The organism is Nostoc sp. DedQUE02 (genome assembly GCF_034531035.1).
Lineage (GTDB): Bacteria > Cyanobacteriota > Cyanobacteriia > Cyanobacteriales > Nostocaceae > Nostoc.
On the sequence record NZ_JAVRBY020000008.1, the window covers coordinates 161,947 to 188,526 of the forward strand.

General features: G+C 41.6%; 24 protein-coding genes. 17 read left to right on the top strand and 7 right to left on the bottom strand.

Annotated elements, in window-relative coordinates; translation table 11 throughout:
- Window positions 1–166: 166 nt before the first annotated feature.
- The 5 genes from RMX98_RS10420 (at window position 167) to RMX98_RS10440 (ending at window position 8,781) form a co-directional block, all read left to right on the top strand.
- Entirely contained in the window at window positions 167–2,047 is a 1,881-nt protein-coding gene (locus tag RMX98_RS10420) for a beta-propeller fold lactonase family protein (RefSeq protein WP_409881383.1), read from the top strand.
- Between the two features lie 820 nt (window positions 2,048–2,867).
- Window positions 2,868–5,879 (top strand): peptidase domain-containing ABC transporter, encoded by a 3,012-nt coding sequence (locus RMX98_RS10425; RefSeq protein WP_322678414.1) that lies wholly within the window; start codon window positions 2,868–2,870, stop codon window positions 5,877–5,879.
- An 87-nt stretch (window positions 5,880–5,966) separates the two neighbouring features.
- Entirely contained in the window at window positions 5,967–7,550 is a 1,584-nt protein-coding gene (locus RMX98_RS10430) for an HlyD family efflux transporter periplasmic adaptor subunit (RefSeq protein WP_322678415.1), read from the top strand.
- Window positions 7,551–7,652: 102 nt separating this feature from the next.
- Window positions 7,653–8,150 (top strand): DUF427 domain-containing protein, encoded by a 498-nt coding sequence (locus RMX98_RS10435; RefSeq protein ID WP_322678446.1) that lies wholly within the window; start codon window positions 7,653–7,655, stop codon window positions 8,148–8,150.
- Between the two features lie 103 nt (window positions 8,151–8,253).
- Window positions 8,254–8,781, top strand: coding sequence for a GrpB family protein (locus RMX98_RS10440; protein WP_322678416.1), 528 nt, complete (start codon window positions 8,254–8,256; stop codon window positions 8,779–8,781).
- Between the two features lie 117 nt (window positions 8,782–8,898).
- Here RMX98_RS10440 and RMX98_RS10445 read toward each other — a convergent pair whose 3' ends face one another.
- Window positions 8,899–9,891 (bottom strand): metal ABC transporter solute-binding protein, Zn/Mn family, encoded by a 993-nt coding sequence (locus RMX98_RS10445; RefSeq protein WP_322678417.1) that lies wholly within the window; start codon window positions 9,889–9,891, stop codon window positions 8,899–8,901.
- 738 nt (window positions 9,892–10,629) lie between these two features.
- On the opposite strand from RMX98_RS10445, the gene RMX98_RS10450 reads away from it, so the two are divergent.
- The 6 genes from RMX98_RS10450 to RMX98_RS10475 all read left to right on the top strand — a co-directional run bounded on the left by RMX98_RS10450 (window position 10,630) and on the right by RMX98_RS10475 (window position 15,508).
- A complete protein-coding gene (locus tag RMX98_RS10450; protein WP_322678418.1) occupies window positions 10,630–10,965 on the top strand; it encodes a hypothetical protein in 336 nt (111 codons plus the stop codon).
- A 352-nt stretch (window positions 10,966–11,317) separates the two neighbouring features.
- A complete protein-coding gene (locus RMX98_RS10455) occupies window positions 11,318–11,668 on the top strand; it encodes a YtxH domain-containing protein (protein ID WP_322678419.1) in 351 nt (116 codons plus the stop codon).
- An 11-nt stretch (window positions 11,669–11,679) separates the two neighbouring features.
- A complete protein-coding gene (locus RMX98_RS10460; RefSeq protein ID WP_322678420.1) occupies window positions 11,680–12,219 on the top strand; it encodes a DUF948 domain-containing protein in 540 nt (179 codons plus the stop codon).
- A gap of 195 nt (window positions 12,220–12,414) precedes the next feature.
- The gene (locus tag RMX98_RS10465) at window positions 12,415–13,224 is read left to right on the top strand and encodes a TPM domain-containing protein (protein ID WP_322678421.1); all 810 of its coding nucleotides are present in this window, start codon (window positions 12,415–12,417) and stop codon (window positions 13,222–13,224) included.
- Between the two features lie 138 nt (window positions 13,225–13,362).
- Complete coding sequence (locus RMX98_RS10470) at window positions 13,363–13,992, top strand: precorrin-8X methylmutase (protein ID WP_322678422.1); 630 nt, start codon at window positions 13,363–13,365, stop codon at window positions 13,990–13,992.
- A gap of 100 nt (window positions 13,993–14,092) precedes the next feature.
- A complete protein-coding gene (locus RMX98_RS10475; RefSeq protein ID WP_322678423.1) occupies window positions 14,093–15,508 on the top strand; it encodes a right-handed parallel beta-helix repeat-containing protein in 1,416 nt (471 codons plus the stop codon).
- 82 nt (window positions 15,509–15,590) lie between these two features.
- On the opposite strand, the gene RMX98_RS10480 is transcribed toward RMX98_RS10475, so the two are convergent.
- From RMX98_RS10480 to RMX98_RS10495, 4 genes are all read right to left on the bottom strand, one after another.
- Window positions 15,591–16,277: a phosphate ABC transporter permease gene (locus RMX98_RS10480; protein ID WP_322678424.1), complete on the bottom strand. Its 687-nt coding sequence runs from the start codon at window positions 16,275–16,277 to the stop codon at window positions 15,591–15,593.
- Window positions 16,278–16,295: 18 nt separating this feature from the next.
- Window positions 16,296–17,132 (bottom strand): 4-hydroxy-tetrahydrodipicolinate reductase, encoded by an 837-nt coding sequence (dapB, locus tag RMX98_RS10485; RefSeq protein ID WP_322678425.1) that lies wholly within the window; start codon window positions 17,130–17,132, stop codon window positions 16,296–16,298.
- Window positions 17,133–17,625: 493 nt separating this feature from the next.
- On the bottom strand, window positions 17,626–18,396 hold the full coding sequence (gene panB / locus RMX98_RS10490; RefSeq protein WP_322678426.1) for a 3-methyl-2-oxobutanoate hydroxymethyltransferase: 771 nt from the start codon (window positions 18,394–18,396) through the stop codon (window positions 17,626–17,628).
- Window positions 18,397–18,497: 101 nt separating this feature from the next.
- Window positions 18,498–19,604 carry a two-component regulator propeller domain-containing protein gene (locus RMX98_RS10495; RefSeq protein ID WP_322678427.1) on the bottom strand — a complete coding sequence of 369 codons (1,107 nt, stop codon included), beginning with the start codon at window positions 19,602–19,604 and terminating at the stop codon, window positions 18,498–18,500.
- Window positions 19,605–20,418: 814 nt separating this feature from the next.
- On the opposite strand from RMX98_RS10495, the gene RMX98_RS10500 reads away from it, so the two are divergent.
- The 5 genes from RMX98_RS10500 (at window position 20,419) to RMX98_RS10520 (ending at window position 24,465) form a co-directional block, all read left to right on the top strand.
- A complete protein-coding gene (locus tag RMX98_RS10500) occupies window positions 20,419–21,849 on the top strand; it encodes a form I ribulose bisphosphate carboxylase large subunit (RefSeq protein WP_322678428.1) in 1,431 nt (476 codons plus the stop codon).
- A gap of 95 nt (window positions 21,850–21,944) precedes the next feature.
- Entirely contained in the window at window positions 21,945–22,352 is a 408-nt protein-coding gene (rcbX, locus tag RMX98_RS10505) for a RuBisCO chaperone RbcX (protein ID WP_322678429.1), read from the top strand.
- 47 nt (window positions 22,353–22,399) lie between these two features.
- Complete coding sequence (locus RMX98_RS10510) at window positions 22,400–22,738, top strand: ribulose bisphosphate carboxylase small subunit (protein WP_322678430.1); 339 nt, start codon at window positions 22,400–22,402, stop codon at window positions 22,736–22,738.
- Between the two features lie 365 nt (window positions 22,739–23,103).
- Window positions 23,104–23,649: a photosystem II reaction center PsbP gene (gene psbP / locus RMX98_RS10515; RefSeq protein WP_322678431.1), complete on the top strand. Its 546-nt coding sequence runs from the start codon at window positions 23,104–23,106 to the stop codon at window positions 23,647–23,649.
- Window positions 23,650–23,868: 219 nt separating this feature from the next.
- Window positions 23,869–24,465, top strand: a complete 597-nt coding sequence (locus RMX98_RS10520; protein ID WP_322678447.1) for a nucleoside triphosphate pyrophosphatase — start codon at window positions 23,869–23,871, stop codon at window positions 24,463–24,465.
- 135 nt (window positions 24,466–24,600) lie between these two features.
- Here RMX98_RS10520 and RMX98_RS10525 read toward each other — a convergent pair whose 3' ends face one another.
- Entirely contained in the window at window positions 24,601–24,831 is a 231-nt protein-coding gene (locus tag RMX98_RS10525) for a hypothetical protein (protein WP_322678432.1), read from the bottom strand.
- Between the two features lie 201 nt (window positions 24,832–25,032).
- Here RMX98_RS10525 and RMX98_RS10530 point away from each other — a divergent pair, with 201 nt between their 5' ends.
- Window positions 25,033–25,770, top strand: coding sequence for a phycocyanobilin:ferredoxin oxidoreductase (locus tag RMX98_RS10530; RefSeq protein WP_322678433.1), 738 nt, complete (start codon window positions 25,033–25,035; stop codon window positions 25,768–25,770).
- A 637-nt stretch (window positions 25,771–26,407) separates the two neighbouring features.
- On the opposite strand, the gene RMX98_RS10535 is transcribed toward RMX98_RS10530, so the two are convergent.
- On the bottom strand, window positions 26,408–26,530 hold the full coding sequence (locus RMX98_RS10535) for a hypothetical protein (protein WP_409881382.1): 123 nt from the start codon (window positions 26,528–26,530) through the stop codon (window positions 26,408–26,410).
- Window positions 26,531–26,580 lie beyond the last annotated feature (50 nt).

A 26,580-nucleotide genomic window follows, 5' to 3' on the forward strand; every position in this document is an offset into this window, starting at 1 on the left:
CACCTCCATTATATTTAGCAAGCAGAGCAATTACGACTATCTAGCTTGAGTTGATTGGAGTTCTGAAGTTTGCTCTTCCAAAATTATGACGTAGAAAATCCTGATTTTCGTAGAAGTTCAAAAAGATGATACAAATGGTGTCGATGGTCTTGGTTGTGCCTACTCCATTACCGTCAGCCCCGACGGCAAATACCTCTATGTTGCTGGATATGATGACTCGGCTATAGCAGTGTTTGAGCGGGATACAACCACAGGCCAACTGAGTTTTGTAGAAGTTCAAAAAGATGATACCAATGGTGTCGATGGACTTGCTAGTGCGGCTTCTGTAACTGTCAGCCCCGATGGAAAATATCTTTATGCTGCTGGATATAATGACTCAGAGGTAGCGGTGTTTAAGCGGGATACAACCACAGGCCAACTGAGTTTCGTGGAAGTACAAAAAGATGGCATCAGTAGCGTCGATGGGCTTGGTGGTGTCTACTCTATTACCGTCAGCCCCGACGGCAAATACCTCTATGCTGCTGGATATCAGGACTCGGCGGTGGCGGTGTTTGAGCGCAATCAACAAACAGGCCGGCTGAGTTTTGTAGAAGTTCAAAAAGATGATACAGATGGTGTCGATGGGCTTGGTGGTGCCCTTTCTGTAACTCTCAGTCCCGACGGAAAATACTTCTATGCTGCTGGATATGATGACTCAGCAGTGGCGGTATTTAGTACGCCTTTCAACCATACGCCAGAGGTGGCAAATGAAATTATTGACCAAGAAGCCACCGAAGATAGTGTTTTTAACTTCACAGTCCCAGTTGACACCTTCAGCGATGCGGATGTTGAAGACATCTTGACTTACACTACAACTCTGGAAAATGATGACTTACTACCCACTTGGTTAAAGTTCGATCCTACAACCCTTACCTTCAGTGGTACTCCCAAAAATAAGGATGTAGGTAATCTAAACATCAAAGTCACCGCTAAAGATATTGCTGGAGATGAAGCTAGTGATGTGTTTACGCTTGGGGTTGCCAAGCAAAATGCTCCTACGACTCTATTCACATTAATTACAGGCGATATCTTTAGTGTCAAGACTAAGGTAAAAATTAAAGGCGATAAAGCAAAAATCTCAATCAAGATTAAAACCAGCACTTCTAAAGAGGTGAATGAACTGTGTGTATTTAATGTTGATGATGATGAAGGTAAGATTGACGGCATAGCCCCTGGTGCAGAAGGCTATACCCAAGCTGCTCTTTTGCGCTCCAAGGTGATTTTCTGCTCTCTTGGGAATATGCCCAAGGGTTTCAAGCATGACGACGTGAATAATGTCTTAGAATTTGACTCTGATACTAAACTCCGATTCTATAGCGTATCCAACAGTACTACTCAGGCTGTACTGTCTGGAAAAGCCTCTTTTTCAAGTGTCGTTTTTTCCTCAGCCACAAATACCAACACAGGAGAGGAAGGATTTTCTCTCAACTTCCAAAATTTGGTTGTAACGGTTCAGGCAACAAATCAAAAAGTATCTTTGGGTACAAATTTGCAAGGCAAAAAGGAAGGCGAACTGATAGATTTACGGGGTGTAGGACAATCGGTAAAGGCTGACTTTAAAGTTTATAGAGAAGCTGCATTGAATAACTTTGTCGGTTTTTATCAGGTGGCTGATGAGAATGGTGGCATTGACACCAATGGCGATGGTAAAGCAGATATTCTCGTTGGACAAGCAGGTTATGCCGAAGCTGCTGTGCGTGGGCGTGTTACAGACGTTGACTTGACGGTGAGCAACCAAAATTCGGCAACATCTAACAGCACTTTCGGAACTGATTCGTTATTTGCACCCTTTATTATTATCAATGGTAAAGTCGATAAGTTTCTCGATAATAATGTCAATAACGATCCGAAGATTTACTTCTCATTTTTAGGTGCTAACACTGACAAGACAGATCACATTCGGCTGTTGGGAAATAATACCTTTGGCTTTGAAGATTTAGCAAATGGTGGTGACAAAGATTACAACGATATGATTGTGCAGGTAAATTTAAGTGTCAATGCTACTTAGTATCAACTGCAAATAATTACTTAGCAAAATCAAACAACCTTATCCCGGTTGCGGGGTGGGGTTGTTTGATGTGTATCCATAAAATGGACATAAGGTTAATTAAACTAGTAAATTTACTGAAGGCAGTTATTGTCTTTCCTTCATAAATTTAATAGTTGATTCCTCTAGGGTAATAAAAAATCTTCGCCTTTATTTTTCCTGTTAATTTTTATTAAATTAAGGTAGCAAAAAAGTGATGAAGAATTTTTTCATAATCGATCATGGGTACTGTTTAACCAGAAAAGCTGACTATACTTTAGCCACCAAAGATACTGTCAATCGCTATATTCAAGAATTTGTAAACAATAATTCAGAAATTTAAAGTTTTTTTTATTACATAATTCTTAACTAGGGTATTTACTTAGGAAAGCATCTGTGATACTTTCATGTTGATTATCATCAATTAAAATGCCCGACGCTAAATTTAACAACCGTCTTTCTGTGTATTGGCTTGATCATGAGTATCCATCTTGCATACTTGCATAAGTATTAATTTCAAAATTGTATAAATTATGTAGCATTAACCAAATGATAACTTGTCCTCGATCTATTTAGACTATCTTTATTTTGAACAATGGATAACGATAGGAACCCTGTGATGTGAATGCAGGTATGCAATTAAACGAAGCCGCCCTCTGAATTTTTACACATTAAAGTACACAGAATGCCACAGAAGTCTTTCCTCTGCTGGCATAAAATTAAACACTGCCAGTGTTAGTAAAACAGAGACTGCCTAATATTCTTGACCTTATTCCTCACTTTTACCTTCGACTTGTTTTATATGACTTATATTAAGAACACTTTTCCGGAATTTCTCACGGCCCTAGAAGGGTTTGATCAGTTACCAGATGGAGCGATCGCTAATTTATCAGAACAGCTACAAGCCTGGCGCTATCGCATAGGGCAGAAAATCATCGGTAAAGAAAGTCTCCCGGAACGGATCACCATTATTTATGAGGGACAAGTGCGCCTGTTGGGATACGACCCCCAGACGCAAATGCCAATCACCCTAAAATTATTGCAACCTGGGGAAATTATTGGCGAAATTGGTTTGTTACGTGATGTCGCTTGTGAAACAGCGATCGCTTCCACCGAAGTAGTATGTTTAACCTTAAGTGCATCAGCATATTTTAGCTTTCTGGCTTTATACCCAGCCTTTGCCGAAGCTCGCAAGAACCGCAGTTATTTGGTAGAAGTTTTCGATATTCTCGGTTCCTATTGGCAAAAGCAAGCGATCGCCACTTTAAATCTCAGAGAACTGGCAGAAAAAGCCTTACCACAGGCGAAAATACATTACCTCCCTTCAGGAAAAACTTCATTCAACCAACTTGATAGCAAAAGCGTTTGGTTTGTAAGTGGTGGTGGTACAGTCACCAATTTCTCACCTGGCGATCGCTTAGAATCAGACGATGACAGAGACAAGATCCAGGTTATCGGTCAAAACCCCGCACGGTTGCTTGGTATACATCCGTCAGATTTGATCTTAGAAGATAGTCATGAGATAGAACTTGCGGTAACTGAAACTAGAGTAGATAGAGATAGCGCTAACGACCTAGATATTATTCCCTACGCATCAGACGAAATAGTTCCACAGACAGCCCCCCAAAACTCAAAAAATTCGTCAAAACAAAAATACCCATTTTTTGGCGGGAAGGGAGAACTAAATACAGCCTTCGCCTGCTTCCAAATGATCGCGAAGCACCTAGAAATGCCATTTCGTCGAGAGGTGGTTCGTCGCATCTTAACTGAGCAAGTCAAACGTCAGGGAACTATATCGTTTCAAGTTACTGCTTACCTAGCAGAATTAATCGGACTTAAGGCGCAGTTGATAGAGCTACCAGTCGCTTCAGTCACGCGCATTCCAACACCAGCGCTGATTCGCTACGGTGATAATTTTGCCGTTTTATATGAAGTAGATGCCAATAAGGTGGTTGTCGGTGTGCCATCCAAAGGAATTGTGCGCTGCAAACCCGCTCAATTGGTTGAACAATTAGATGTCGATCCAACTGACTTTCCGCCCAAAATTAAAGTATTACTGCTGACTGCTACCAACCAAACACCCCAAGAACGCTTTAGTTTACGGTGGTTTCTGCCCTATTTGTCAAAGCACCGTCGAGTCCTGATCGAGGTCTTTATCGCTTCCTTTTTCGTGCAGTTGGCAGCGTTGGCAAATCCGCTAGTCGTTCAGTTAATTATCGACAAAGTTATCACTCAAAATAGTATTGGCACACTACATATTTTGGGAGTTTTGCTCTTAGTAGTCGGGCTATTTGAGGCAGTGTTGACTACTTTACGAACCTACTTATTTGTCGATACCACGAATCGGATCGATATGGGTTTAGGGTCGCAAATTATTGACCATTTACTACGCCTACCACTGCGCTATTTTGAACGCCGACCGGTAGGTGAACTTTCGACTCGCATCAACGAACTAGAAAATATCCGCCAATTCCTCACGGGTACAGCCTTAACCGTAGGGTTAGATGCTTTGTTTTCGCTGGTATATATCGGTGTGATGCTGATTTACAGTTGGCAACTCACCTTAGTCGGCTTAAGCACAATTCCAATATTTGTGATTATCACCTTAGTTGCTTCTCCCACCATTAGTAGACAGTTACGTGCCAAAGCCGAACGCAACGCCGAAACTCAATCTTATTTAGTGGAGGTGATGTCAGGAATTCAAACAGTAAAAGCGCAAAATATCGAATTGCGATCGCGCTTTTCCTGGCAAGAACGTTACGCCCGATTTGTCGCTGCTGGTTTTAAAACAGTTGTGACTTCTACCCTCGCCAATTCTACTAGCAACTTTCTCAACAAACTCAGCAGCTTACTAGTTCTGTGGGTAGGAGCTTATTTAGTACTGCAACAACAATTAACTTTAGGCGAATTAATTGCTTTTAGAATTATATCGGGTTATGTAACCAGCCCAATATTACGTTTAGCTCAACTCTGGCAAAGCTTCCAAGAAACTGCTTTGTCTCTAGAGCGTTTGAGCGATATTGTCGATACCCCACAAGAAGCAGAAACAGACCGCTACAATATACCCTTACCCACGATCAAGGGAGCAGTGAAATATGAAAATGTTTCCTTCCGGTTTGGTACAAGTGGCCCTCTGCAACTTTCTAATGTCAACCTAGAATTTGCCCCAGGTAAATTTGTCGGCATTGTCGGACAAAGTGGATCTGGTAAAAGTACGATGATGAAATTACTGCTGAGACTTTACGAAACTGAGTCCGGCAGAATTTTGATTGATGGTTATGATATTGCCAAAGTGGAACTTTATTCGTTACGACGACAAATTGGCGTAGTTCCCCAAGAGACATTATTGTTTGACGGCAGCGTTCAGGAAAATATTGCCTTAACCAATCCCGATGCCACAACCGAAGAAATTATCGAAGCGGCTCAGGTTGCCTGCGCTCACGAGTTTATCATGAACTTACCCAACGGTTACAACACGCGAGTGGGAGAGCGGGGTTCTGCACTTTCTGGTGGACAACGACAAAGAATTGCGATCGCTCGTTCAGTTTTACAACGACCAAAATTATTAGTTTTAGACGAAGCGACTAGCGCATTAGACTATCCCACAGAACGGCAAATATGTCTCAATTTAGCCAAAGCATTCAAGGGTGATACAGTATTTTTTATTACTCACCGACTGAATACCGTCAGTAATGCAGACATGATTGTTGTGATGGATAACAGCAGGGTTATAGAACAAGGTAGCCATCAAGAATTAATGGCTGCTAAGGGTCATTATTATTACCTGTATCAGCAACAAGATGTGAACTTGTAATTAGCTATTGCTAGGGGCAAAGGTTTTTGGCATCAGTAAACATTGCCCACCCTACAAAAAATCCCAAACCTAAAATCCAAAATCGTTATGACTCAACTTAATGGGAATCACCTCAACGGAAATCAGAAAAACGGCAATCAGAAAAATGGAGTCAAGCAAGATTCACTGGTACTTACAAAACAACAGAAAGCTGCTCAAGAGTCTTTAATTAATTTAAACACTCAGGAATTTGAGCAATCTATTGTCTTGCGCCAATCTCCAATTTGGTCGCGTACAATCATGATTACACTAATGGGGCTAGCTTGTTTTGGAATTGCTTGGGCTTATTTTGCAAAAATTGAGCAAGTAGTGCCAGCAACAGGACAATTAAAGCCACAAGGAACAGTCAAAGATGTTCAAGCTCCTGTTAGTGGAGTTGTGAAAACGGTTAATGTTAAAGATGGACAAGAAGTCAAACAAGGAGATTTACTGGTAACTTTTGATTCCATAGCCTCTGTTGCCGAATTAAATTCTTTGAATAAAATTCGCCTTGCATTAATTAAAGAAAATCAAATTTATCGCCGATTGATGGGTGCGAGTACCGCTACGGGATCTGAACTCTTATATTTGCGTAGCAATTTGCCGCAAGAAACGGCTTTTTTGTTAAAAAGTCGAGCAGCCTTAGTAGCAGAAAATGAATTATTCCGTACTCAATTAAAAAATTCTGGTCAAGATTCTGGAGTGGGAATTGATGAACAACAACTTCTACGAGTTGCAAAAAAAGAATTAGACTCACGCTCTTCATCGGCACGATTGGAAGTAGAAAAAACTAAAAAACAACTTACCCAAAATCAAATTAAACTGGAAGATAGTAAAGCGAGTTTAGCTATTCAACAGGGGATTTTAGATAAGCTGAAGGTATTAGCAGAAGAAGGTGGTATTTCTCAACTTCAGTATCTCAACCAGCAGCAAGAAGTCCAAAACCGCACGGCAGAAGTAGCACAACTAGGTGAAGAACTGAAACGCCTCCAGTTTGATATAGAAAAAGGACAACAAGAGTTAAGTAATACAGTCGCTGTTTCTGATAAAAACATTTTGGATAAGATAGCCGAGAATAAACAGCGTATTGCCACAATCGATAGTCAATTCATGAAAGTTTTGCTGGATAATGAGCAGCGTTTGGCAGATGTCAATAGTAAAATATCTCAATCACAGTTAAATGTTAAATATCAAGAACTCCGCGCACCTGTAGCTGGAACAGTTTTCGATTTGCAAGCAAAAAATCCTGGATTTGTAGCAACTCCAACTACAAAACTGCTGCAAATTGTCCCCAAAGAAAACTATATAGCTGAAGTTTTCATCACTAACAAAGATATTGGGTTTGTGCGAAAAGGTATGAAGGTAGATGTCAGAATTGACTCCTTCCCTTACAGCGAGTTTGGCGATATCAAGGGAGAAGTTCTTGGCATAGGATCAGACGCATTGCCGCCAGATCAAACCCATCAGTTTTACAGATTTCCGGCAAAAGTCTCATTAGATAAACAATCCCTAATGATTAAGGGTAAAAAAGTTAACTTGCAATCAGGTATGTCCATCAGCGCCAATATAAAAGTGCGCGAAGAACGGACTGTGCTTAGTTTATTCACCGAGTTGTTTACCAAGCAAGTTGATGCTCTTAAAGAGGTACGATGAAGAGTGTTAAGTTAAAAGACCGTAGTGACTCCACAAAGAGAGTTACTCATTCACTAAGTACTAGTATACTTAGTACTTTTCCCTCACTCAGCACTCTTCATGATGGTTAATTCGCAACGCATCGAACCTGCTCCCGGACAAGAATCAGTTTGGGATTATCCCCGTCCTCCTCGCCTGGAGGACACAAGCAAACATATCCAAATAATCTTTAATGGAGTAATAATTGCAGATACTCACAACGCCAAACGTGTTTTAGAAACTAGTCATCCTCCTTCTTACTACATTCCCCCTGCGGATATCAAAATGGAATATCTACATCAGACTCCGCAATCTAGTTTTTGTGAGTGGAAGGGAAGTGCTCGTTACTACAATATCGGTGTTGGTGATAAAGAAGTCCATAATGCTGCCTGGTTTTACCAAAATCCCACACCAGCCTTTGAATCTATCAAGGAATATGTAGCTTTTTACGCTCATGTCATGGATAAATGCTACGTAAATGGCGAAGAGGTGCAACCACAACCAGGTAACTTCTACGGTGGTTGGATAACTAGTGATATTGTTGGGCCATTCAAAGGCGCTCCTGGTACTTGGGGATGGTGAGTCAATTTTAGATTTTGGATTTTAAATTTTGGATTCAAAGTAAGTGAAGCGATGTCTTGTGCGTCTACGCCTTTTGCTTCAAAAATTTTGTTCCTAAATCCTTATGAAAGTAGAAGTAGTACCTCATAATTTGACATGGCGCAGCAAATTTGACGATGAATCAAAGCATGTTGCGCTTACACTAGGTGAAAATGTAGTTGCTATTCACCATATAGGCAGCACAGCAATTCCAAATATCTACGCGAAACCCATTATTGATTTGTTGGTTGAAGTTGAAAACATCGCCAAAGTAGATGATTGTAGTTTGGATATGGAAGCATTAGGTTATGAAGTAATGGGCGAGTTTGGTATACCAAATCGCCGCTTCTTTCGTAAACATAATGAAACAGGTACAAGAACGTATCATATCCACACCTTCACAGCCAGATCGTCCGAAGTAAAACGACACTTAGCGTTTCGGGATTACATGATTGCACATTCTGAAGATGCACAGAAATATAGTGAATTAAAACGTAAGTTAGCGAAGCAATATCCTAACGATATCATCGGATATATGGATGGGAAAGATGGGTTCATCAAAGAGATGCAAAGAAAAGCATTGATATGGTGGACGCTTGATAAATCTGAATAACACAATGTCTTTTACCCATCTTTCTACACCAATTATTTGTTCAAAAACAGACTAAGAAATCAAGTTTTCTGTAATCTCAAAAATCCAGTCTCTAGGATTACTGAATTGATGTTATGGCTATCTAGAAATTTTCGATTCAAACATCAAATATGTTCCTCCTAGTCCTTCTAAGATTGTCCGTGTATTGGCAATCATCATTTTCTGATAAGTGTCACCGTCGCTTCCTGGTTCACCAAGTCCCTCAGCATAAAGCTTCCTGTCAGAAATTTTCACTTCAGCTTCTGTGGCTACAGATTGAATCAAATTAGGATTAATTTCTACCTCAGCAAAAATTGTTGACACTTTTGCCCGTTTAATGTTTGTAGCCAGATTTTTGACTCGCTCGGCTGTCAGTTTTTCGTTACTACGAATACTTTGCAACCCTCCTGCCAATGAAATACCATAAGCTTTGGCGTAATAACTCAGTGCATCAGAGGTTGTAACCAACTTGCGTTCTTTAGTCGGAATACTGGCAATTCTTGACTTAATCCAGCTATCTAGTTGAGTAAGTTCATTTGTAATTTTTTTGGTATTGCTCGTATAAGCCTCTGCCTCACTAGATTCTATTTTTCTCAGGTTACTATTAATTACCTCCACCATTCTGATAGCATTTTTGGTATTGTGCCAAACATGAGGATCAGTTACATTCTTACCATCGGCCTGAAATTTTTGTGGCTTCGGCACTGCTATTTGACCGACGGCTATTTTCGGTGCAGGGTTTTTACTCGCTTTAATTAGCTTGATCAGATTTGGTTCAAAATTGTAACCAGTATAAAGAATAAGATTAGCTTGCTCAATGGCTTTACGATCTTCTGGTTTTGGTTTATAAAATTGTGGGTCGGCAGTAGGAGAAATTAAGCAGGTGAGGTTAACTGTATTTCCAGCAACCTGTCTAGTCATATCACACAGTACGCTTGTAGTCGCTACAACTTGGGGAAGATTCTCATTTACCTGAGCAGTAGTCTGAGTGAATGTAGTTCTTGCAGCTTGATTTCCACAGCCAACAAATCCAATTGTCAAGGCAACAAGAATAGCTGGGAAGAAATTATTCAATGGTAATTTTTTTGACATCCTCAACTCCTACTGGATGTATAAGAAAGATAATCATTATTGGTAGATTATTAATGAAATACGAGAAGTCTTCAGCAGGGAAGAGGTTAAAGGTTGGAGACAGACAGAGAAGCCTTCGGCTGAAAAAAGGTTAAGGTTAAGGCAAGAGGAATTAATAGACTCTCCACTTTCCCCAGTCCACACCCAGCACTTTTTCGTTGATGAACCACTAATGAAGTTTTTAGAGGCAAAATATTAGTTAACTTCGCACGACAGGCTGGAAAATTGGTAGAGGTAGGAGCAGAATAATAGGTGATGCTGGGGAGCCTCGAAGGGTGTAGTTCTCTCACCGTCTGTTGAAGGGGCTATGCCATTATGCTTGATTACCACAAAGGTCGCAAATTGACTAGGATTATCAGCTTAAGGAGTGGAACGTAGTAATGATGGGGCTTATTGAGCATACGGGTTGATTTCGCAAACCGAGTCGTGAATCTAAGGCAATTGTAGCTGTGGTTTTGCGAGGTGTGGACATATCGTTGTTACAAAATTGGCAATTTGGCGATTTTTTAGCCATCAGCCTTTGTTACACTAATTTTCACCTAGTAAAGCCTTTCAATAGCGCTCAGAGCATCATATAACTAGTGTTTATTACCATACTTTTTGCCATAAATTTTATCCTTTAGTTTCTTCATCATTAAATCAAAGCCAAATCAAGTATATAGAACAATTCCTCAAAGCTAATATTGGTGAAGATAAACAATGATAATTTTAGTTATCCTCGTTAATACCCTCATTTCGCTGGTACTACTCTATGTGGCTTGGCGAGTGTGGCAACTCAAGCAGCAATTAGCGTACATAGCTGATAAATTAACCACCTATGAAAGTTGTACCCACACAGCACTGAATAAAGCACCCGAAAATATTTATCTCAGCCAGCAGAATATTTATAACTTACGGCAGCGAAATCAAGCGCTACAAATACAAATTCAACAAGTGCAGCAAATTATCAGTCTAATTTTGCTAGGACGGCAAATCTGGCAGCGTTATTTTCCTAAGCTACAGTTAATATCTGGGAAAAGAACAGTTGCAAAATGAGTTATGTCGGGTTCACATGAACATTTATAATTAGGGCTGACCTAGAGATAAGTCTGTAGCTTGCTTCCTGTAGGGTGCGGAGGCTACCGCCCTTGATGCAGCATCTCCATTAAGAGAAGGGTACGAAACTGATGTGTTAATACACAAAGAGACGCCTACCAGAGGTATTAAAACCTTGGGAGACACAAAGAATTTTGAATTATAAGTAATTAATGCTTTTTATATTAATTAATGAATAAAAGCAACATTTCTGGCTGAGATTTTGTCACGATAGATTAACTGAATAAAATCGGTAGAGTCTTACAAGGGGAGAAAATCCACCTAAAATGAGTGTAAGGAGAAAAACAACAAGATGTCTAATAACCGTTCTGGAGTATTTATTGGCGGTTTGATGCTCGGAGCTACCATCGGTGCTTTGACCGGTTTGCTCGTGGCTCCACGCACAGGGCGCGAAACGCGTAAAATTTTGAAAAAATCTGCCAATGCTATCCCAGAATTGGCAGAAGATTTATCAACGAGTGTGCAAATCCAGGCAGATCGTTTTTCTGCTAGCGCATTACGAAATTGGGATGAGACTTTAGACAGATTACGGGAAGCGATCGCAGCAGGTGTAGATGCCAGTCAGCGAGAAAACCAAGTCTTGAAGCGACAAACATTTGTTGAAGACCCAGATTCGCTTTCCCAGCAATTAGAACGCTCATAAATGACACAACCGTGATTGAACCCCTGTTTTGGTTGGGACTTTCCTTACTTTTAGTCGCCACAAGCTTGACTGCGGTTTTAGTGGCAGCAATACCGGCTTTGCAGGAGTTAGCACGCGCAGCTCGCAGTGCAGAAAAGCTATTTGATACCCTCTCACGGGAGTTACCGCCTACTCTAGAAGCTATCCGCGTCACTGGCTTGGAAATCACTGATTTAACTGATGATGTCAGTGAAGGTGTAAAAAGTGCTAGTCAAGTTGTGAAACAAGTTGACCAAAGCCTTGATAGTGCAAGAATTCAAGCTCAGAATTTGCAAATAGGTACACGTACTATTTTTGTTGGCGTGAAAGCTGCTTGGAGAAACTTCACGCGCCAAAAACCCACGAGGCGAACAGGCGATCGCTTGCCAATTAATGAAAAACCACCACTAACGTTGCGAGAACGAGAAGTGATGAGGCAAGAAAATCACCGAATCAAAGCAGAAATGTACCGTGCTAATGACGGTTACAATGACGCTGCTAGCTGGGAAAACAATTTCGATGAGGAAGATTGAATTAGGTCATGGGGCATGGGTATTGGTTATTTCTCTTCATTTTCTTTACTCCCCTTGCTCCCCACTCCCCAAAAACCTTTTGCTTTGATCCCCTAGATTAGAGTAAAGTAAACAAGTGTAAAGAACTATCATTTTTCTAGTACTCTTTTAAAACAACTTGTTCACTCTACCGTTGATATTTGTATAAAAACGTCCATGCAATCTTGTTTTTGGCGACGAATTCTGATATCCATTGCAATATTTTTTCTGGCTGGGTCGATTTGGGTTATGCATTCTCCCCCAGCACTGGCTTATGACAATCCTGAATTACTCCCTGACACCTTTACCCCAGTTGTTGACTTAGCTAAATCTCTGCCTGTGCTGCAAGAAGAAAAGCTAGTCAAAGATTTAGAGCAGTTTGAAGCCGATACGGGTTGGAAACTGCGAGTATTGACCCAGTATGACCGCACCCCAGGTCGCGCAGTGATCAAATATTGGGGTTTGGATGACAAGAGCATTCTATTAGTTGCCGATTCTCGCGGTGGTAACATCCTCAGTTTTAGTGTCGGCGATGCTGTCTATGAACTTTTACCCCGGACTTTCTGGATAGAACTGCAAACCCGCTTTGGTAATTTGTACTTTGTCCGCGAACAAGGCGAAGACCAAGCTATTCTGCAAGCCTTAGAATCGGTTAAAAGCTGTTTACTCAAGGGGGGTTGCAATGTTGTCCCCGGACTGCCACGAGAACAATGGATTCTCACCTTGATTAGCTCAGTTATTGGTGGGGTGATTTGTGGATTTGCAGCTCAACCCCGTAATAAAGGACAGGTTTTCGCTTGGCAATGGGCTTTAATTTTCTCACCTTTATGGGGAATCTTGTTTATTGCCTTTGGTATTGGGCCAGTGGTGACACGCACAAGCGACTGGCTACCTCTAACTCGAAATATCTCTGGGTTTCTCATTGGCGTCTTGGTTGCCTACCTATCTCCTATTTTCAGTCGGACTTCTCCCAGTAATGAGTTATGAGTACTGAAGATTTGAGCAGTTCAAGCCGCCGCTAAAACTTCCTACTGAGTTATAAGTTAATTAAAAACTTATAACTCCTAACTCCCAACTCTCTGAAGCTGATAAGCTGAAAGCTAATATTTGAGAAGCTCAACAAAAATGGAATGGCACGTAACTGATGCTCAAAGTTTAGCAATCATTGATAGTGAAATTGACACTCATGTTTTTTCACCCGCAGAATACGAAATTGTGCGTCGGATAATCTATGCCACGGCTGACTTTGAGTATAAGTCTTTGATTCGCTTTTCTGAGCGTGCCTTGCAAGCTGGAGCAGCAGCACTAGCCGCACGTACCACAATTGTGGTAGATGTCCCGATGGTACAAGTCGGTATTGCCTACGATATTCAAAACACCTTTGCTAATCCGGTGTATTGCAGCATGGAAGCTCTAACACGCCCCCAAAAAGAAAAAACTCGCGCCGCATGGGGAATAGAAACTTTAGCAAAGCGTTATCCAGAGGGCATTTTTGTTGTGGGCCAAGCGCAAACAGCATTGACAGCACTATTGGATTTAATTGAGGCTGAGGAAATTAGACCTGCTTTAATAATTGCGACTCCAGTGGGATTTATAAATGTTGATGAAGCCAAGGAGCGCTTACAAGATTCTTTAGTGCCTCACATTACAATTGACAGTCGTAAAGGTAATGCAGTTGTAGCAGCTGCGATCGTTGATGGATTGGTAGACTTGGCTTGGCAAGCCTATGGACAAGATGGAAATCGGGTGAGCTAGGAAAGTTGGCTCTATTGTACTTTTTATCCAAAAGAGTATTCAAAATTACTGAATATCTTGATATTTTTGTTAAGTAGTGCGAAGAAAGGAGCCTTTTCTTGTGGTAATTCAAGGTTTTAGTTTAAGCGCATATCTTGCAATTCCCGTGGTATTAAATCTTTTGGCTCAGGAAGAAAGGATAAAACTATCTACAGTTGAAAACGTCCATCAGGTATCTACTAACAAGGAAATGCTCCTATCGAGTCGCGAACTAATCAGCGCAAAGGTGACTCCGAAAACATACTATGTTAGTGGTATTGGAAACGACAAAAATAGCGGACTCTCTACTTCATCTACATTTAGGACGATTCAAAGGGCAGCAGACCTTACCAACCCTGGCGATACAGTATTGATTATGAACGGAGTATACAGAAATTCACCCAGAGATGGGAGTGTAGTAAATATTAAACGTTCTGGAACTGCAAATGCATGGATTAGATATAAGGCATATCCTGGGCATTTCCCAAAAATTCAGCACAATACGTGGAATGGTATCGGGGTTTCAAATGGAGCTTCATATATAGAAATCAACGGGCTGGAGGTCATAGGAAACAATGCCAACATAACCCTTGATTATGCAATGAGGGAGAAAACTAATAGAGTAAACCCCCTGACTAATGGAAACGGCATCAGTGTGGATGGACGAAAAAATGGTCATAGTCACCACATACGTATTGTAAATAACAAGGTACATGGGTGTGGAGGAGCAGGTATTTCAGCGATTGAATCGGACTATGTGATAATAGATAATAACGTGGTGTTTGATAATGCCTGGTATGGTATTTACGGTTCTAGTGGTATTTCAATGTTGCACAATTGGAATTCTGACAACAACCGGGGATACAAGATGTTTGTTACCAACAACAAGACCTATAACAATCGCATGTATATCCCTTGGATTGAAGTTGGTAAGATATCAGACGGTAATGGCATTATTATCGATGGTTCTAGAAATGATGATAATAACTCAAAATTGGGTGCATATAAAGGACGTACTTTAGTTCAAAACAATCTTGCATTTAATAATGGTGGCTCAGGTATTCATACATTTTTAAGCGATCATGTTGATATTGTAAATAATACTGCTGTTTTAAATAATCAGAGTCCAGAAATTAAAGGTGGACAAATATTTGGTCATACGTCATCTGATGTCAGAATTATCAGGAACATTCTCTATGCTTTTCCTGGAAAAAATATTAATACTAACACTAAAAATAAAAATGTTATTTATGATTATAATATCTACATCAATAGTTCTAAGGTAAGTGTTAAAGGGCCTCATGATATTGTTGCAGACTCACAGTTTTTAAGAAAGTATCCTACTTTAAACAAAATATCTGGTGATTGGAAATTGCGGCTAGATAAACAAAACCCGCCAACACGGTCTTATGTAGAACCTAAGTCGGCAGGTATTGTTTGTGGCACTGTAACTTATCGTTTGCAAGGAAAACTCATCAAAGTGGGATGTTATCGTTAGCAAAAAGTCAGGAGGTATGGGGCAATCCCTTGCGCCTTTTTGAAAAAGAAGCCTATCCTAACTATTACTGATTACTTCTTCTTTAATCTTCTACTTGACGACGCCGCCGACGTGGCTTTTGTTGTTGGTCTTCACGCAAGCGGCGACCAATTTCATTAAAGAAATCCCGCCGCAGATAAGGATAATCGCTCACCCAAAGGTCACGACTGGGAAAGTAAATATCGCTAAATTCTTCAATACTGCTCAAATCTGCGCGATTTGACATCACTACCATTTCTGCAATTTGACCGCGATTAATAACTTTATGAGCTGGACGTAATGGTGCGACAAACTCAATACTAAATCCTGTCTCATCACCGATTTCTAAGTTTATTTGTTTTTCTCGGTTTTCTACAATCACCAATTCGCCTTTGTTGTTGACTGTTTCTTGTTTACCTACCAACTGGTCTGTAATCCACCAATCTAGCACTCGACCTCGGAAAAAACCGCCGTACTTATAACGGCGGCATTGCAAATTCCGCATACTTGCTTGAAACACTGGATACCACAGCCAAAAAAAAGCGCTAAGTACCCCTAGCACAAATACTATTGATGCAAATTCAAGCTTGAAAATAACTGTTACAAGCAAAAGAACAACTACCGCAACTACAGAAATTAACAGCCGTTGCAAGAAATTTGAGAACTTCCCCCAGTAGTACTTGTACTGCAAACCAGTGGCAATTAGGGGGACAACTTGTTCAAATTTCTGGCGAGTCAGTGGTACTAACATGAGTGCCCAATTGTGTGTTTAAAGTATTTTTTCTAATCCATATACTAACGACTTTAGCGCTAAGATTTTGCGAATCGCTAGCAGTACTCCTGGCATATAACAAGCGCGATCGCTCGTATCATGTCGTAAAGTATAAATCTGTCCAGCTGCGCCAAAAATCACTTCCTGGTGGGCAATCAATCCCGGCAAGCGCACACTATGAATTCTAATCCCTTCATCTGCTACACTGCCTCTAGCTCCTGCTAATTTTTCCGTTTCTTCTACAACAGCAGGGTTAAAAGTTTTACCGAATTCTCCTAATAACTGCGCCGTTTGAATAGCAGTACCACTGGGTGCATCAGCTTTTTGGTTGTGATGCAGTTCGATAATTTCCACATGGTCAAAATATTTTGAGGCGGCGATCGCGGCTTGTTGCAACAGTACCATGCCAATGGAAAAATTAGGAATAATTAGACAACCTGTGCTAGCTTTGTCGGCAAAGTCTGCCAGGTCTTGAATTTGTTCTGGACTTAAGCCAGTTGTGCCAACTACAGGACGAATACCGTAAGCGATCGCACTGCGAATATTGTCATAAACTGAATCGGGATGGGTAAAGTCCACAATCACCCCTGGAGGAGACTGTCTGTCACCAGCCACATACCCCAACATCGGTTCTAATTGATTGGTAATCGGCACTTCCAAAGGTTCGCTTAAACCCGCCAACTCCCCAGCGTCTTTATCTTGATGTTCCAAATTGTGGTCAATTGCACCCACTAGGTTTAAGTCAGGCGCTTGCGCCACCGCCTTAATCACTTCACGGCCCATTTTGCCAGCAGCACCGTTGACAATAACCGGAATAGGAGCTTGATTCGTCATAGGTCGAGAAATACTTTTTGAGTCAACAAGGAAATTGTAAAGACTTTGGTGATCTAGTAGCTAGCTTCTCAAATCTCTGGCTGAATTTCGACTACTAGGATTTGTGCAGCTCATCGCTTAGTTTTTTCATTCCCCAGAAGATCGGTTCTCATTTTCATCCCATCATCTTACCCAGTAACCCGTTTCATTTTCCGATCATACTGCTTTGATAAGTATTACTTATGAAAATTATCAGCCTTTGTTTGTCAAGTCTAGTTGACCATTTGTAATATTATTGTTATATTTATTTACATAGCTTAGTAAAGCGCCAAAGAAAGCTGCATAGCTAAAATTGCACCTGCCTATTACCTATATAGTTTTGGTTGCATTGGGTGTTAACTAAGAAAAACAGACTTCGGTTTTAAAATATCCCATCGACATTTGGACTTCTCCCATCTACCTCGGCTATCAAGTCGGGGTTTTTTATCTGACTTTTCGATTGATTCGGAATTCTTTAAGGGAACTTCCGCTCTCTCACTTCCACAGCATAATCTTGCACGGCCCTGGTAATCGTCTCGCGCAAATTTGTGTAAACTTTGGCGAATGGTGGATGCTTTTCTGCCAGTCCCAGGACATCTGAGGTAACTAAAACTTGTCCATCGCAGTGAATTCCCGCACCGATACCAATTGTGGGAATACTTAATTTTTGTGAAATCTGCATTGCTAAATCTGCGGGGATATGCTCTAACACGAGAGAAAATACACCCGCTTGTTCGAGAGCGATCGCTTCAAGTAAAATCCTCTCACTGGCTTCTTGCGTCTTACCTTGTTGGCGCAAACCCAGTTGATGTATTGATTGTGGTGTCAAACCCACATGACCCATAACCGGAATTCCGGCTTCTACCAAACGAGCCACAGTTTGGGCGATCGCAGGATAGCCACCTTCTAATTTTACTGCTTGAGCGCCCGTTTCCTTCAGCACCCGCCCAGCTGAGTGCATCGCTTGTTGGAGACTTTCTTGATACGTCAAGAATGGTAAATCTACAACTACTAATGCCCGTTTCACCCCACGGCGCACAGCTTTAGCGTGATAGATAATTTCATCTAAAGTAATTGGCAGTGTTGTTTCATATCCTAAAACTACTGCCATCGAGTCACCCACGAGGATTAAGTCTACACCAGCTGCATCGATGAGTTGAGCGATCGCATAATCCCAGGCGGTCAACGCGACAATTGAACGTCCTTGTTGTTTCCATTGAATTAATTGCTGGGTAGTGATTGCCATTGCCAATTTTAGATTTTAGATTTTGGATTTTAGATTTTTTGTCCTTTGTCATTGGTCGTTAGTCATTTGCTAAAGACAGAAAACAAAGGACAAATGACTAATCATTTAACGGCGCGACTGAAAGCAATATGGGGTTTTGCACTACTCGTTTTGGGCATTAACCAAGCTAGACCTTGACTAGTGCCAATCCATAATTTATTGGCAATGTCAGGTGCAAGGGCAAGAACCCGACTAGAAGGAAGTCCAGCAACTTCTGCATCTAACACAGCGCCTGTATTTGGATTTAATCGTAACAAACCATTGTTAGTCCCGACCCAGACACTACCATCTTTAGCAAAACGTACCGCCGTCACGTCACGCCCACGCAAACGAGTTACAGACCGCAACACCGCACCAGTTTTCGGGTTAATAACTAGCAAATTATTCGGCATTCCTGCCCAAATTAACCCTTCTGGACTGATAGCTAAAGCTTGGACAGTCGTCCCTGGTAAATCGGCAATTCGCTTCATAATTGCAGCACTGGCAGTATTTACCCGTACTAATCCATCAAGTGTACCAACCCACAGTTGACCTTCAGCATCTAAAGTCAGGGTATTGGCGCTGACACCAGGCAGATTTTTTAATGTTGTCATAATCAAGCCTTGATCGGGACTAATGAGAGCTAAACCGCTATCGGTTCCAGTCCACAAATAACCCCGTTTGTCAAGTAACAATGACAACACCCGTTTAGAAGGCAAAAATAAATTCTGCGCGGTGATTTCGCTAGTGCGGGGGTCTACTCGGACTAGTCCCTCATAACTCCCCACCCATAAACGTCCTACTTTGTCTTGGGCTAAAGCACCAATGGCAATATTCGGTAAGCTAACACGAGAAACAATCTTGCCAGTTTTAGGATCAATCCGCGATAGCCCTCGCCAAGAACCTACCCAAAGATTGCCTGTAACATCTTCTAGTAAGTTACCGACACGATAATCAGTTTCTGGTGAATTTTCTTGCACTCCCCGTTCATCGGGCAAAGGTTCTACTCGCGGTGGCGGTGCCGAAGGTGGGTAAGCGGGAGTTACATCAGATGAATTAATATCAGGGGTTTTTTGTGCCCATCCCATATTTGGCGAAACTATCAACCCCAGCAGGATAGAACTAATCAATAAACTAGTACGCTTGCAAAACAATATCACGGTGACATTTCCTTTGGATACAGCACCCATAGCCGTTATCTAAACTGGCTTTGGGTTAATTCCAGTGTTCCCGTAGCTGGGATTTTTTAAACATTAGGGATTGGGGACTAGAGGCTGAGAACTAGGAAATAAATATTTAGGAATACTTTACTCATTATCCAATACCCAATACCCAGCACTTAATTCCCCAGTCTCCAAATCTCATTGATGACATTTTGTAAAGCATTTGTAACAAAAAGTTTAAATCTTTATGTAATAACAAAATTAAATATATAAGTTAAAAACTTTCAAAGAATAACTTATCGAATTATTGATATATTGTGGAATAAGTTACAAATTACGTGGCGTGCAATTTTTTATCTTTCGCTCATCACTCTGCTAAATCTCTGTCAAGTAAATTCTTTTCTGGTATCTTTTCCATCAAAGGAGAAGATAGAGGGAGTGTAGAGGCGGGAATGTGTGCCAGCCAGCCCAATCCCCTGAATACCCCAATTTGTAGGGGAATTATCTAAATCAAGCCGCAAAAGCGGAAGTTTTGGTGAAATTGAGAAAGTTTAGTTGGGTGCGAAGAAGAGGTAAAAAAGAATTTTGATTTGTAAGAAGAGGAAACAGTAGAAGCGCTAGGTCGTGTACCCCTAGAAGGGGATAACACTGGTGAGGAGGGCTACCATTGCTACCAAAATGTCCACCGCAAAAAAACTACTACCTTTTGGCAAAAACAACCCCTAACAAAAATTTTTCCTGAATATTCTCCCCGATGAAGGGGGGAAAAACTGGGTGAGGGGAAGTTGCACAAAACGTGATTTGATAATTAACAAGAGTGATTTCAGGGAAGGATAAAATTATGTCTTACGCTCAAACGAAGACTCAGAGCAAGTCTGGGTATCAAGCCGGGGTTAAAGATTACAGATTAACTTATTACACACCCGATTACACACCAAAAGATACCGATCTTCTAGCTGCGTTCCGCATGACACCTCAGCCTGGTGTTCCTCCCGAAGAAGCAGGTGCGGCTGTAGCGGCTGAGTCTTCCACAGGTACTTGGACAACTGTGTGGACAGACTTGCTCACCGACCTCGATCGCTACAAAGGTCGTTGCTATGACATCGAACCAGTTCCCGGCGAAGACAACCAGTACATTTGTTACGTTGCCTATCCTCTGGACTTGTTTGAAGAAGGTTCTGTAACCAACGTTTTGACCTCAATTGTCGGTAACGTATTTGGTTTCAAAGCTCTGCGGGCACTACGTCTAGAAGACATCCGTTTCCCAGTAGCTTACATCAAGACCTTCCAAGGACCTCCTCACGGTATCCAAGTTGAGCGCGACAAGTTAAACAAATACGGTCGTCCTTTACTGGGTTGTACCATTAAGCCCAAATTGGGTCTTTCCGCTAAGAACTATGGACGCGCTGTATACGAGTGCTTACGCGGTGGTTTGGACTTCACCAAAGACGACGAAAACATCAACTCTGCACCATTCCAAAGATGGCGCGATCGCTTCTTGTTCGTCGCTGAAGCTATTGCCAAATCTCAAGCAGAAACCGGTGAAATTAAAGGTCACTACCTAAACGTTACCGCTCCTACCTGTGAAGAAATGCTGAAGCGGGCTGAGTACGCAAAAGAACTCAAAATGCCCATCATCATGCATGACTACCTCACCGCAGGTTTCACCGCCAACACCACATTGGCTCGTTGGTGCCGTGATAACGGTATTCTGTTGCACATTCACCGGGCGATGCACGCTGTAATTGACCGTCAAAAGAACCACGGTATCCACTTCCGTGTATTGGCTAAAGCCCTACGTTTGTCTGGTGGCGACCACATCCACACTGGTACAGTAGTTGGTAAGTTGGAAGGTGAGCGCGGCATCACAATGGGCTTCGTTGACCTGTTGCGTGAAAACTATGTTGAGCAAGACAAGTCTCGTGGTATCTACTTTACCCAAGACTGGGCTTCTCTACCTGGTGTAATGGCAGTTGCTTCTGGTGGTATCCACGTATGGCACATGCCCGCGCTGGTAGAAATCTTTGGTGATGACTCCGTACTACAATTCGGTGGTGGTACTCTGGGACACCCTTGGGGTAACGCTCCTGGTGCAACCGCTAACCGTGTCGCCTTGGAAGCCGTTGTTCAAGCTCGTAACGAAGGTCGCAACTTGGCTCGTGAAGGTAACGATATCATCCGCGAAGCTGCCAAGTGGTCTCCTGAACTGGCTGTTGCTTGCGAACTGTGGAAAGAAATCAAGTTCGAGTTTGAAGCAATGGATACCGTCTGATCTTGAAGTTAAAAGTTAAAAGGTAAAAGGTAAAAGAAAATAGCCATTCCTACTTTTTACTTTTTACTTTTTACTTTTTTAGGCTGGGGTCAAGCATGAATCTTAAGCAAATTGCGAAGGACACAGCCAAAACTCTCCAAAGCTATCTGACTTATCAGGCTCTAAGGACAGTATTGGCACAGTTAGGCGAAACGAATCCTCCATTAGAACTTTGGTTGCATAACTTTTCGTCTGGCAAAATTCAAAATGGTGAGTCATTCATTGAGCAACTGTTGCGAGAAAAACCGGATTTGGCTTTGCGAATCATGACTGTCAGAGAACACATTGCCGAAGAAATTGCAGAATTTTTACCGGAAATGGTTCGCACTGGCATTCAGCAAGGCAACATGGAGCAGCGTCGCCAGCATTTAGAACGCATCACACGAATAGACACATCCAACCCCAGCCTGCAACCAGAACAGCAAGCAACTTCAGATCCGAATTTGGATAACTTGTCCAATTAGTTCGCTCAACCCAGTAGTAAAAAATCGCAACCCATTATCAAAAAGCTATGCAAACTTTACCAAAAGAGCGTCGTTACGAAACCCTTTCTTATCTTCCCCCTCTGTCTGATGCTCAAATTGCTAAACAAGTCCAGTACATCTTGAATCAAGGTTACATTCCTGCGATCGAGTTCAACGAAACTTCTGAGCCAACAGAATTATATTGGACAATGTGGAAGCTACCTTTGTTCGGTGCTAAATCCACTCAAGAAGTATTGAGCGAAGTTCAAGGATGCCGTTCTCAATTTAACAGCAGCTATATCCGTGTTGTGGGTTTTGACAACGTCAAGCAGTGCCAAGTTCTCAGCTTTCTTGTTCACAAACCCAATAAAGGTAACAGATACTAAAGCTAGTGAGCTTTAAGTAATTAGTTTATACCCATAGGAGAGGTAGAATTATCTGCCTCTCCTATTTATTAAATTTTTTTGAAACGCAAAGGTACGCAGAGGTTTACGCAGAGGGGCGCGGAGTTATCCTCTGTGTGCTTCTACGTTTTTTAAGAGAAGAATAATACTACAAGAAGTAATATCAGGTTCGGTTGCAACATTACGATTAGACGTGAACTTAAGTAGTTCAGGAAGTATTTGCCGACATTTGGGGATTGAAGCTTCACCATCTAATGCATTATCCGAAGCGTCCCGCTTGGTGGGACAATAAAGACGAGAAATGATGCAAGCCTAGTGTTGTCTCCAGCCCAAAGGAATCTGTAGAAATGTTGAAACGAATTGTATTAATTTTGCTATTGGTGTTGAGCTTCAGTCTGAGTAATTCGGATGTAGCGGCTGCGGCTGGACTCAAAAGCTTTGTAGACACTAGTGATGGCTATCAGTTTTTATATCCTAACGGCTGGCTGCCAGTTAAAGTTGCCAATGGGCCAGATGTGGTTTTCCACGATTTGATTGAGGTGTCTGAAAATGTTTCGGTTGTGATTAGCCCAGTTCCAGAAGGTAAAACTTTGTCAGAATTGGGAACCCCAACAGAAGTAGGATACAAATTAGGAAAAGCGGCTCTCGCACCTCCTGACTCTGGTCGTTCGGCTGAATTAGTCAATGCCGCACAGCGAGAAGTAGACGGTAAAACATACTACCTTTTAGAGTATGAGGTTAAACTTCCCAATCAACAGGAACGACATAACATCGCCAGTGTTGCTGTTAGTCGTGGTAAACTTTTTACCTTCAACGCCTCAATTCCTGAAAAACGCTGGCAGAAAGTTAAACGGATGATTGATGAAGTTGTTAATTCTTTTTCTGTCTATTAATTGGGGAGTAGGGAGAGATCAATTAAAAATTAAAAATTAAAAAAGACTGTGGGAAAAGGAGAACAAGGGAAATAAGCAATGCCCAATACTTCGGCTCCTTTCGACTTCGCTACCTCGGCTTCTCTACGAGACGCTACGCGAATGCTCGGCACAAGTCAAGGCAAGTTGCTCAGTACAAGTGCCCAGTACCCCATCCCCAATTACCAAGTTGGTCAGATCATGAAAATTCCACCTTTTGTACTTGCCTCAGCTTCCCCAGCCCGACGCCGCTTGCTGCAAACTGTTGGTATTGAACCGATAGTTCAACCGAGTGACTTTGATGAGTCGCAAATTGAACTAAGTGAACCAGCAGAATTGGTCAAAACTCTTGCCCAGTATAAAGCAGAAACTGTAGCCCCACAGTTTGAATCAGCTTTGATTATGGGTTGTGATTCAGTTTTGTCCATCAATGGTGAAATTTACGGCAAACCAGCAGATTTCTCGGAAGCGATCGCCCGTTGGCAGATAATGCAAGGTAACTTTGGCGACTTGTACACAGGTCACACCTTAATTGACCGTGAGCAAAACCGTATTTTAGTCAAGTCTCAAGTTACAAGAGTTTACTTTGCTCAAATGAGCGAAAAGGCAATTAAAGCTTATGTTGCCACAGGTGAACCACTCAAGTGTGCTGGGGCCTTTGCCATTGAAGGTTTTGGAAGTTTCTTCGTAGAAAAAATTGAAGGCTGCCACACCAATGTAATTGGACTCAGTTTACCCCTGCTGCGGCACATGCTAGAGGAATTAGGATACGATGTCACTGATTTCTGGCAGCAATAGTCATTTGTCTAAAGTTATTGACCAATGACAAATACTTCGACTCCTTTCGACTCCGCTACCTCGACTTCTCTACGAGACGCTACGCGAACGCTCGGCACAAGTCAAGGCAAGTCGCTCAGTACAAGTGACTAATGACTAATAACTAAATTGCCTGATATTGAGTATTGCTTCGCCATGATCTGGAATCCAGGCTAGCCACTCATCTGCTGAAACCGGACATAATAAAAGTGCTTCGTCAAAACTAAAGGGGTTGGGAAGTTGCAAAAGGTTTACCCAAGTAGAAGCTCTGAACCTCTGTAAGCCTTCCAGATTATTGTGCTTTCTTGTATATACAGCAAAATCCGGTCTATGAGAATCTAGTTTCATAGCTTTCTATTAGCCTTCACAAATGGACTAATCTAAAATTATTTCTGTAACCTAGACTACAAAATAACTAATACTTGTGAAAAGTATCTGTCTTATAAATTTACGTTGGCTGGGTGTAAGTGTTTGCTTATATTGCAGACCACAACAGGTATGGCACGACAGGTTGTAGACTGGCCACTAGATTGCATTCCCAACTAGAATATGTCATTTACTTCTATGCCCTCGCTGCGCGAGCAACAACATCCCCTAATTCGTCAGCTAGCTGATTGTATTGAGGCAGCTTGGCATCAGCACCTGGATTTATCCCCTTACCATTTGCCTAATGAGTTGGGGTATGTGGAAGGTAGATTAGAAGGCGAAAAACTGACGATTGAAAACCGTTGCTATCAAACGCCCCAGTTTCGGAAAATGCACTTGGAACTGGCAAAAATCGGCAATATGCTGGATATTTTGCACTGTGTCATGTTTCCTCGCCCAGAATACAACCTGCCGATGTTTGGTTGTGATTTAGTTGGGGGTAGAGGTCAAATTAGTGCAGCGATCGCAGACCTTTCTCCTATCCAAGTAGAACGCACCTTACCAGAATCTTATACTTCAGCACTGACACAGCTAACAGTGCTTAACTTTTCCCAACCCCGTGAATTACCAGAATGGGGAAATATTTTTTCGGATTTTTGTATCTTTGTCCGCCCTAGTTCCCCAGAAGAAGAAACAATGTTTCTATCGCGAGTGCAAGAATTTTTAGATATTCATTGCATCCAAGCGATCGCTTCAAGTCCTGTTTCAGTTGAACAAGTCACCCAAAATCTTGCCGGACAACACAACTACTGCACCAAACAGCAGCAAAACGATAAAACCCGCCGCGTACTAGAAAAAGCCTTTGGCCCAGTTTGGGCAGAAAATTACATGACTACAGTTTTATTCGACCTGCCAAATTAATCATCCCCGTTATCCCCCATCCCTTGATCTCCCTTATCTGTAGGCTCTGTTACGTTTTCAGATAACGGATAAATGTAGAATTCATTCAACGAGAGTTTAATGGAGTCCAAAAACAGCAGCAGGGAGAATAATAAGGTCTTTGAAGCGAATATCACACAATGGTTTGTTGTCTTGGGAGGTGCAAGCAACTAGCCTCTGCTAACTCATTGACCAGAAAGTTAAGGAAACTCTGATGTTAAGAATGCTCAAGTTGATAGATATTTTTTAGTTAGTTAATCGTTGATTTACTTAAGGAAGACTAACTTTTGTAGCAAGATTGTGTCCAACAAAGGCAACAGTCTCTTTTTGATGTTTCTTTCCAATTTTGTGACTAACTATAGCCGTAGTGAATGTAGCAGTAAAGTACCGCATCATACCAATTTAGGATTTTGTGTAGAGACGCGATATATCACGTCTCTACATCTAGATTCATACTGCTTGTGAATTCTGCTAACTTCCATTGCACTTATGTCTCAATAATACTCAGAGTTATTGAATAGTCAGCTACTATAGCGTTTCTCAGTTTCAATACACTAATCCCACCCCCTTAAGAGCAAGCGTTGGGAAATAAACCTCAAAGCCTCTCTCCTAAAAGGAGTTACGGTGTACACACAAGTTTCTTAACCTGCAATGGCATTGCATCGACTGACAATGGCATTGCATCGACTAACAATGGAATTGCATAGAATAACAATGGAATTGCATCGAATAACAATGGCATTTCAAGCTAGGAAAATAGAAGTAGAGAGTAAAAAATAGCCATTAATGAGA

Coding starts and splice junctions, on each gene's coding strand:
- RMX98_RS10425 (WP_322678414.1), top strand. CDS start 2,868: ATGACTTATATTAAGAACACTTTTCCGGAATTTCTCACGGCCCTAGAA.
- RMX98_RS10430 (WP_322678415.1), top strand. CDS start 5,967: ATGACTCAACTTAATGGGAATCACCTCAACGGAAATCAGAAAAACGGC.
- RMX98_RS10435 (WP_322678446.1), top strand. CDS start 7,653: ATGGTTAATTCGCAACGCATCGAACCTGCTCCCGGACAAGAATCAGTT.
- RMX98_RS10440 (WP_322678416.1), top strand. CDS start 8,254: ATGAAAGTAGAAGTAGTACCTCATAATTTGACATGGCGCAGCAAATTT.
- RMX98_RS10445 (WP_322678417.1), bottom strand. CDS start 9,891: ATGTCAAAAAAATTACCATTGAATAATTTCTTCCCAGCTATTCTTGTT.
- RMX98_RS10450 (WP_322678418.1), top strand. CDS start 10,630: ATGATAATTTTAGTTATCCTCGTTAATACCCTCATTTCGCTGGTACTA.
- RMX98_RS10455 (WP_322678419.1), top strand. CDS start 11,318: ATGTCTAATAACCGTTCTGGAGTATTTATTGGCGGTTTGATGCTCGGA.
- RMX98_RS10465 (WP_322678421.1), top strand. CDS start 12,415: ATGCAATCTTGTTTTTGGCGACGAATTCTGATATCCATTGCAATATTT.
- RMX98_RS10470 (WP_322678422.1), top strand. CDS start 13,363: ATGGAATGGCACGTAACTGATGCTCAAAGTTTAGCAATCATTGATAGT.
- RMX98_RS10480 (WP_322678424.1), bottom strand. CDS start 16,277: ATGTTAGTACCACTGACTCGCCAGAAATTTGAACAAGTTGTCCCCCTA.
- dapB (WP_322678425.1), bottom strand. CDS start 17,132: ATGACGAATCAAGCTCCTATTCCGGTTATTGTCAACGGTGCTGCTGGC.
- panB (WP_322678426.1), bottom strand. CDS start 18,396: ATGGCAATCACTACCCAGCAATTAATTCAATGGAAACAACAAGGACGT.
- RMX98_RS10495 (WP_322678427.1), bottom strand. CDS start 19,604: ATGGGTGCTGTATCCAAAGGAAATGTCACCGTGATATTGTTTTGCAAG.
- RMX98_RS10500 (WP_322678428.1), top strand. CDS start 20,419: ATGTCTTACGCTCAAACGAAGACTCAGAGCAAGTCTGGGTATCAAGCC.
- rcbX (WP_322678429.1), top strand. CDS start 21,945: ATGAATCTTAAGCAAATTGCGAAGGACACAGCCAAAACTCTCCAAAGC.
- RMX98_RS10510 (WP_322678430.1), top strand. CDS start 22,400: ATGCAAACTTTACCAAAAGAGCGTCGTTACGAAACCCTTTCTTATCTT.
- psbP (WP_322678431.1), top strand. CDS start 23,104: ATGTTGAAACGAATTGTATTAATTTTGCTATTGGTGTTGAGCTTCAGT.
- RMX98_RS10520 (WP_322678447.1), top strand. CDS start 23,869: ATGAAAATTCCACCTTTTGTACTTGCCTCAGCTTCCCCAGCCCGACGC.
- RMX98_RS10525 (WP_322678432.1), bottom strand. CDS start 24,831: ATGAAACTAGATTCTCATAGACCGGATTTTGCTGTATATACAAGAAAG.
- RMX98_RS10530 (WP_322678433.1), top strand. CDS start 25,033: ATGTCATTTACTTCTATGCCCTCGCTGCGCGAGCAACAACATCCCCTA.
- RMX98_RS10535 (WP_409881382.1), bottom strand. CDS start 26,530: ATGCCATTGTTATTCGATGCAATTCCATTGTTATTCTATGCAATTCCA.